Consider the following 7,389-nt stretch of genomic DNA (forward strand, 5'->3'; position numbering starts at 1 on the left):
ACTTTTAACTTTGCTATTCCTTGGAGGGTGCTATAGAATCCCCAGCCAAATTGCTAGAGTTTCAAAAAAATCCCTAGTCATCGAGCCGGAAGATAATGACTATTCTTTCTCCTGAAATGCCACTCTCTGATGGCGCATATTTCCTTTCTTGTACTTGTTTCATCGCGGCGCGATTCAAGTCGTTGTATTTGCTAGGAGTCAATATCTTGATGTTGGATGTCTTACCATTGGGGTCAATGTCACAAATGAGTTCCACTTGGCCTTGGCGTCCTTCTTCTCTGGCTGCGATCGGATATTCAGGTTTACCGCAGCCACTAATGCAAGTGACCAGATGCGCGCCGTTCGGGCGCGAAGGACTCCCCCCTCGGACTGGATTTGTCGGTTTTGGCATCGGCCCCGAACCGCTGCCAAATGGCCCTGACGAACCCCCGCCGCCATTTCCACCTCCACCGGGTGATGAGTTCGACCCACTTCCGACCGGGCTACCAGAGGAGGGGAGGTTTCCTACATCTGGGATCGCACTTCCAGAATTTCCCCCGCCTCCTGGCCTGGTGGCCGTGACTGGCGACCGAGCCGCAGGTGTTCGGGGCGATCGCCCCGAACCAGCCGCAAATGGCTCATCAGAAGGTATGTCGCCATTTTCGCTGGCACCGGATGGTGAGTTCGACGCACTTCCGACCGGGCTATCAGAGGAGGAGGGGTTTGTGAGATCGCCGATCGCATTTCCAGAGTTACCACCGCCTCCTGGCCTAGTAGCTGTGACTGGCGAGCCCGCCGCGGGCGATCGCTGTATGGGCCCGGAAGAAGGATTTAATGGCTCATCAGAAGGCTCCCCGCTACCCGCCGAAGCAGACGAGGAGAGCGGGTTATTTTTTTCAGGGCTGTCGGAGGAGTTGGGATTTCCAGCATCTTTTGTAAAGTCTGTGGAACTTTCAGCACCTTTGGGGCGGGAGGCGGTAACGGGTGGTTCGCTTTTTGGAGGATCGGGCGAGGGGGTTTCGGGTTCCTTGGCGATCGGGGTTTTAGGAGTTTCTGGGGAATTGAAATCCTGTTGAGGTGGGGGGGAAGGCTCGATAGGAGTTGGTGGCGAAGTTTCCGTTAATGGCAGCTCTTTCTTAATCTCTGGTGGTGGCGTTGCCGCTACCGGTGGCTCCTCTGGAATCGGTGGTGGCGTTACCGCTACCGGTGGCTCCTCTGGAATCGGCGGTGGCGTTACCGCTACCGGTGGCTCCTCTGGAATCGGCGGTGGCGTTGCCGCTACCGGTGGCTCCTCTGGAATCGGCGGGGGCGTTGTCGCTACCGGTGGCTCCTCTGCGGGAGCTGGCTCTGGTGGCGGTTCTGGTTTGAACGTGTCAGGCGGGGGAGATGCCTTTTCTGGAATAGTCGGCTCTGGCTCGGTTTCCTCTACTTTGGGCTCATCAAGCACAACAATTTCAATTGCATCCTCTGCAAATTCAGCAGGTTTGACGAACTTGAGGCTCAACGGCAGCGCGACACCGTGCAGTAAGGTTGAGGCTAACAGACTGATCGCCAGAACTTTTTTGAGAGCTTCTTCTTGTTGTTGTCTTTGCGTCGCCGAAATATTTGAAAAACTCATGCCTTCTCACTCTCCTTTATGGATGGCAACATCCTCGCTGGCTCCCCGACATAACCCGAAACAAGCTACCAACTGCGGGTTGAGCTTGCTATCAATGATGAACCTACCCATCCTATAAGAAGACTGTCACCCTGTTCAAGACTCTTGCAATTAATTTTCATTATTTAATTTTGAGATTGCGACTAGAGGCTACCCCTCAGCATTTCTTTTGGGGGCGTCTACGTCGCTCTCCTGGGTGCTGTCAATGTTCGGAGTCGGGCAGGGCTAGGTTCCAAAATGCCTTAACCGCAATACTCTAGCCCATAATTTACCAACAAATTTCCACATTCTCAAGCTTTTCCTAAAAATTGATTAATAAGTAAATATAATTTCAGATAAGCATTGAATAGCACATTGTTATTTAACAGGGTGGAGCATGACTTGACAAACCCTAAATTTTGTGGAAACCTAGTTGAGAATCTTTTAAATTATTGAAGATTATTGTCAAGTCCTAACGCAAATATTTAGCAAAGAAGCACTGGCAGAACAATCTGTCGCGATCTCGGTCGAGATCGCAGTAGGAGCATTTTGGGTACAGACGAAGATAGTCACATACAGGTAGTGCGATCGCGCTTGCGATCGCGCTTGCGATCGCGATCGCGCTTGAGTGAAACAATTCGCAGTCTGAATCACTTGTGCCGACTTGACGCAGAAACTCTACCAGCCTTCGATCTAATTGCACCATTAGGCAGCTTGCGATCATTCAACTGAGCTAGCGAGAGTACAAATCAATGGATGCTTTCATTTACATTTTTCGCGCCGCAGGCATTGTTGCTTGGCCGCTATTGGCCTCCTCAATCGCAGCAGTCGCGCTGATCGTAGAGCGTCTTGCCTTTTGGTTTAGGGTAAATCGGCGGCAGCGGCGAGTGGTGCGAGAAGTGCTACAGCTTTACAGTCAAAACCCCGATTCCGCCATCAAAAAGTTACAAGTAAACGGCGATTTGCCCCTAGCCCGGATTTTTTTAGAAGCTTTAGAATTAGACTCGCCCAACATCGAAGAATTTCGTTTGGCCCTAGAGAGTGGCGCTCAGGCAGAAATCCCTATCCTGAAGCGATTCAATACAATACTTGACACCATTATCAGCCTTTCCCCACTATTTGGGTTGCTCGGAACAGTTTTGGGGTTAATTACCACCTTTTCCTCGCTCAAACTGGGGAATGCCACGGACACCAATGCTGCAGGCGTTACTTCTGGGATTAGCGAAGCCCTCGTCTCTACGGCAATAGGGTTAGTTGTGGCAATCTTTACACTCTTATTTGCCAATATGTTTCGCGGGTTTTACTTACAGCAGCTTGCTTTTATTCAGGAAGCTGGAGGCCAGTTAGAGCTATTGTACCGTCACCGCTACGAAAAATTACCAAGAGAATCTAATTATGCGCCTACCCGATGAACCTGATAGTATTCCCCAGATTAACATCGTGCCAATGATTGATGTGGTCTTCGCCATATTGACGTTTTTAATTGTTTCCTCTCTGTCTTTATCCAAATCCGAGGGTTTGCCCGTAAATTTACCGAAAGCCTCAACCTCTCAAGTTCAGGACTCGCCTGCTAAAATTACCGTCACCATTGATGATCGGGGAAAATTAATGGTTGATAAAAAGTTAGTCAACTTAGAGCAGATTGAGAGTACAGTGCGACAGGTAATGGGGTCAAATCCGAGCTCATTAATTGTGCTGAATGCGGATAAAAACGTCAATCACGGAAATGTGGTGGAAGTTATGGATCGATTACGCCGAATTAAGGGAGCTAAGTTAGGGATTGCTACCGCAAAGTAGAGAGCTAATATAATTCCTAATTTGTAATCCCTCATACTTTTAAAGTGAAATTCCCCGGTGCAAATGTACTCAAAAAGCTGGCGGGGTGACTCCCGGCGGCGAATTTGCGGGGCTGTCAACCAAGCTTGTTGAAACCTAATCACTGGCTGTCCACTTTATTCTCAATAACTTGTTGAACCTGTGGCGGCACATTATACGGAATCCGGCTTTCAAAAGTCTGAAACAAATTAGTCATAGCTTAACCAATGATAGTTGGTTAGATTCCGAATTTATACCTGCATATTCTCCTGGATCAACCGACCTCGTTCAACTAATATTGTTTCGAGTTCATCTATAGTTTTAACACAAGTATTAGCCAACGGTTCATCCACCAATTTCCATAACCGATCGGCTGGTTGTAACTCTGGAGAATAGGGAGGAAGATGTTCCACCAATACGCTTGGGTTAGTGCTAAAAAAACCGATCGTGCGTAGGTTGGGCCCGTGGAACGAACCCTCGGTTTCACTCCGCCCAACATTTGCGTTACAATTTTCCTTAACTGAACCGTATTGAGTTAGAACCAGATTTTTGAGTTTTTATAGATTAAAAAGATATGAATCATGCCCGTAAGGTCAATTTTGAGAGTCCTCTAACTGGTTGATGTGCTCCTGACACAGAATTCAGGGTATTTTTACTGACTATTATCTTGGGCTAAGGACTCTCAAGAGGCACCCCAACTGCGTGTGGGCCTGTTGGGGGTGCGGAATGTGGGTTAGATGCTAGTGCAAGTCTGGGATGTACTGCTGTGTGCAAATTTGTTGATGTCAAACATATCAAGGTAGCCGTTTATCTCATTTCTCCCAATCTTATCTAGTTTTATAGGTGCGATCGAGTTCTTGCAACCTTGATACCAGATTGCCCAGTTCCATGACGTAAGCACCCCTAATCTTTTTTTTGTTGATCAAAATCACTTTGGCATCGCTAAATACAACTACTGGAGTGACCTTAGTTAACTTCTTAGCTTTTTTTATAGCCGTAGCTTGGTTGGCAATCTGTGCCAGAAAATCTTTCTTAAAATCTATCAATTTCCCGTCGTAAGATAGACGCTTGAGCACATCCCCATCCAACTGAACTACGGTTGAGTGAGACTTCACATCAAGGATAAAATTGACTCCTTTAGGCGATCGCAGCCACACATCGATATCGCCTACTTCCGGCAATCTTAAATTGTACTCAGCTATCCATCCAGATTGGATTAAGGACTCCAAAACTTGCTGAATCTTTTCTTCACCACAGGCCCCTTGGTCAAATCTCTGAGACGACTTCCAAAACGTTTTCCCGTCCTCAATCAACGGAAGGGCGATTAATGCCCCTATCAAAATAGCCGCGACCAAAAATAAAAATAAAGGAGCAAAAGGTGCTACCGCGTATACCAGCAGTGGCAACAACACTAGCCCTGTCGCCGCACCGTACCTGTATAAGGCTTTGGTACGAAGCTGTTGAGCATGGCGACGCAATGGTTTTCCAGCATCTTCGTTATATTGCGGCTGCATAAATGCACCTATGCACTTATAGTTAACAACGAGAAAAGGTCGAATTATTTTTCTTCCTAATGACTAATAACTAATGACTAATGACTAATGACTAATAACTAATGACTAATGACTAATGACTAATAACTAATGACTAATGACAAAAAATTATGAGTCCCGAGTTTTGGATTCCAAGTTTATCAAAAAACTCAAACCTCAAAACTCAAGACTCAAAACTCTCTCAGCCTAAAAGCCGATCGATTCAGTCGATCGCCCGACACAAATAATTGCATCAGGGCAGCATCAATTACCGGCGACGGGGAACCATCGTCTCGATATTGATATTAGCCAGAGCCACGCGCTGCGGCGGAGTAGTAGGAATGGGCATATTGCGCGCCATACCCAAATAGTTCGACGGATCGCCAGCCTTGGGCTGCTGTTCTTGAGGAACAAAACGGCGAACACTTGTCTGCCAGATGATTTGCGGGAAGCCAAGCTGCGAACGGTGGTACTCGTTGTAACGAGGCGTCTTCAAGTTGAAAGGAGTGTCCCCTCCAACTCGCTGAGGCAAAATTCGGCGCTGCTGGTAAGGTATTGTGTCATAGCCGAACTTTTCCAGGTACTCTTCGCTATTGACCAACTCGTCAATAAAGCCTTGAGGCCCCTTATTGGCTACCACGATCGACCAAGCAATCTTTTCGCGCTCGCTGTAAACATCCCGGCCCAAAATGCGCTGCACGCACATTTCTACAAACCGATAGTTGCTGTTAGTTTGGTAATTCCGCTCCAAGAAAGGAGAAGAAGTCGCCAAACCGCGAATAAAGTCCCGCACAGTAATTTGGCCGAACTTGAGTTGCGACTCCAAAGACTTTTGGCGGTTGCTCTTGAGGATTTGGTGTTCGCTGTAAATCTGGCGATATCCAGCCCAAATCAAATTATCCATGTCTCCAGACGAGAGCACATTTTCAGTTGTGAAAATTCTCGGCTGCTCGTCGCCCCCTACTTCAAAACCCGCAACGCGCTGGTTTTGGCTCTTGGGGGCGTAGCTTAATAAAGGAAGCGCCACGTTAAAATCTCCGTTATCTCAAATTTCAGAAATAGTTGACACCGCGAGCTGCCAGCATAACGGATACAACTAACCAACATACAGATTAGGGGATTCCCGCAATCTAAATCTGATTTTCCTGAATTTTTGCAACAATCTGTAACATTTGTTGACTGTTGTCAGTTGTCAGTGGGCAGTGGGCAGTGGGCAGTCAGCAGTCAACAGTCAACAGTCAACAGTCAACAGTCAACAGTCAACAGTCAACAGTCAACATCCCACAGCCAAATTACCAACCCAGAGCCGAATAAAACTCGCTGCCGGCCACTTGATCTGCTGCTGCTTCTGATGTTGCATCCGAGTCTGGTTGCACCCGAATTTCGGTACAAAAAGTCGATGTGCTGAAACCGCCAAAGCGCTTTACCGTACTCGTCCGCATCCGCACGTTCGGATTGGCAAACCAGAAACGCTCGATCGAACTCATCGTCTCGTATTCGGTAATCAGCAGCAGCCCATCCTCATCATCCATCTCAAAACGGCCAGCCACCGGCACAATTTCCGCATAGCCCCGTTCCCGCAACATCAAGCCCTGCCGGGGATTTTCAGGATCGGGGACGATCGCGAACACTGTAGACCCTTTATGATTCTCATCATCCTTATCCCACGCCATCGAGCCGTGCCAAGTCACAAAAGCCCCCCCAGCAGCCCGGCTCGGATCGACTTCGTGCATCTTGCAAATATCGGCCACTCGCGCGTCATCCGCACCCAGGGCCGTTACCTGAATATTTGAATCCCCAATCTCCGCTTGGCGGAAAGCGAGGTGGTGAGTGCTGCGCTGAGAACGCCATTCCCCAGCACTGCTTTGAAAAAACTCCATTGCATCCATACGAACTAGCTCCTTTGGCTTAGGCTTCCCTGTCTTTACGCCTTTTTATGATAAGGCTCCCCCCACTTTGATGTACTTTTGCGACACAAATTAGTTTCAAAATGTCTACTTTGGACATATTGTCAAGGGAATGTTATGATAGTTTACAATGTAGGAGACACAACAAATCCTGCGAAACGTCATTCCGATCAATTTCGCATCAATCTCAGCAAACTGGAGGAGCGATTTATGGATATGCCTACAACCAGCCTCAGCATGGAACAGCAGTTCAAACTTCAAGTGCTGCGCGAAGAAGTCAAAAGGTTAAGCCAAGACCAAGCTCAGGAATACTTGCTCGAAGTTATGCGGCAAAGTATGGTCAAAGAAAACCTGTTCAAGCATTGGATGAAGAATATTTGACACTCCCCGCGCTGAAGCTGCGGGGATTCTTAAGACCATAATTTAAGTCTTAAAGGCGCTGACAAAGCACCCCTACCGATTCCGCTTAGATCGAGTCCAAGCATTATCGCTACTTTTCTACCAATGTTCCCACAACCAT

At 47.8% G+C, this 7,389-nt stretch carries 8 protein-coding genes; 4 read left to right on the top strand and 4 right to left on the bottom strand.

From position 1 onward, the window contains the following. Positions 1-73: 73 nt before the first annotated feature. Positions 74-1,597 carry a TonB family protein gene (locus tag QT992_RS15585; protein ID WP_333337315.1) on the bottom strand — a complete coding sequence of 508 codons (1,524 nt, stop codon included), beginning with the start codon at positions 1,595-1,597 and terminating at the stop codon, positions 74-76. A gap of 567 nt (positions 1,598-2,164) precedes the next feature. Here QT992_RS15585 and QT992_RS15590 point away from each other — a divergent pair. The 3 genes from QT992_RS15590 to QT992_RS15600 are packed head-to-tail and all read left to right on the top strand — an operon-like array spanning position 2,165 to position 3,412. Next, positions 2,165-2,347, top strand: a complete 183-nt coding sequence (locus tag QT992_RS15590; RefSeq protein ID WP_333315849.1) for a hypothetical protein — start codon at positions 2,165-2,167, stop codon at positions 2,345-2,347. A 20-nt stretch (positions 2,348-2,367) separates the two neighbouring features. Then, entirely contained in the window at positions 2,368-3,027 is a 660-nt protein-coding gene (locus QT992_RS15595) for a MotA/TolQ/ExbB proton channel family protein (RefSeq protein ID WP_333337317.1), read from the top strand. Next, positions 3,011-3,412: a biopolymer transporter ExbD gene (locus tag QT992_RS15600; protein WP_333315847.1), complete on the top strand. Its 402-nt coding sequence runs from the start codon at positions 3,011-3,013 to the stop codon at positions 3,410-3,412. The genes QT992_RS15595 and QT992_RS15600 overlap by 17 nt, the downstream gene beginning before the upstream one ends. Before the next feature lie 845 nt (positions 3,413-4,257). On the opposite strand, the gene QT992_RS15610 is transcribed toward QT992_RS15600, so the two are convergent. The 3 genes from QT992_RS15610 to QT992_RS15620 form a co-directional block, all read right to left on the bottom strand. Next, positions 4,258-4,944, bottom strand: coding sequence for an NERD domain-containing protein (locus QT992_RS15610; RefSeq protein WP_333315846.1), 687 nt, complete (start codon positions 4,942-4,944; stop codon positions 4,258-4,260). Positions 4,945-5,230: 286 nt separating this feature from the next. After that, a complete protein-coding gene (locus QT992_RS15615) occupies positions 5,231-5,989 on the bottom strand; it encodes a phycobilisome rod-core linker polypeptide (RefSeq protein ID WP_333315845.1) in 759 nt (252 codons plus the stop codon). A 265-nt stretch (positions 5,990-6,254) separates the two neighbouring features. Next, positions 6,255-6,851, bottom strand: coding sequence for a phycobiliprotein lyase (locus QT992_RS15620; RefSeq protein ID WP_333231532.1), 597 nt, complete (start codon positions 6,849-6,851; stop codon positions 6,255-6,257). Between the two features lie 135 nt (positions 6,852-6,986). On the opposite strand from QT992_RS15620, the gene QT992_RS33620 reads away from it, so the two are divergent. Beyond that, on the top strand, positions 6,987-7,250 hold the full coding sequence (locus QT992_RS33620; protein WP_445301031.1) for an NblA/ycf18 family protein: 264 nt from the start codon (positions 6,987-6,989) through the stop codon (positions 7,248-7,250). Positions 7,251-7,389 lie beyond the last annotated feature (139 nt).

The organism is Microcoleus sp. T3_D1, from assembly GCF_036700405.1.
GTDB lineage: Bacteria > Cyanobacteriota > Cyanobacteriia > Cyanobacteriales > Microcoleaceae > Microcoleus.

What these genes read in the sequence shown, in the direction of transcription:
- QT992_RS15585 (WP_333337315.1), bottom strand. Translation starts at nt 1,597, where the DNA reads ATGAGTTTTTCAAATATTTCGGCGACGCAAAGACAACAACAAGAAGAA.
- QT992_RS15595 (WP_333337317.1), top strand. Translation starts at nt 2,368, where the DNA reads ATGGATGCTTTCATTTACATTTTTCGCGCCGCAGGCATTGTTGCTTGG.
- QT992_RS15600 (WP_333315847.1), top strand. Translation starts at nt 3,011, where the DNA reads ATGCGCCTACCCGATGAACCTGATAGTATTCCCCAGATTAACATCGTG.
- QT992_RS15610 (WP_333315846.1), bottom strand. Translation starts at nt 4,944, where the DNA reads ATGCAGCCGCAATATAACGAAGATGCTGGAAAACCATTGCGTCGCCAT.
- QT992_RS15620 (WP_333231532.1), bottom strand. Translation starts at nt 6,851, where the DNA reads ATGGATGCAATGGAGTTTTTTCAAAGCAGTGCTGGGGAATGGCGTTCT.
- QT992_RS33620 (WP_445301031.1), top strand. Translation starts at nt 6,987, where the DNA reads ATGATAGTTTACAATGTAGGAGACACAACAAATCCTGCGAAACGTCAT.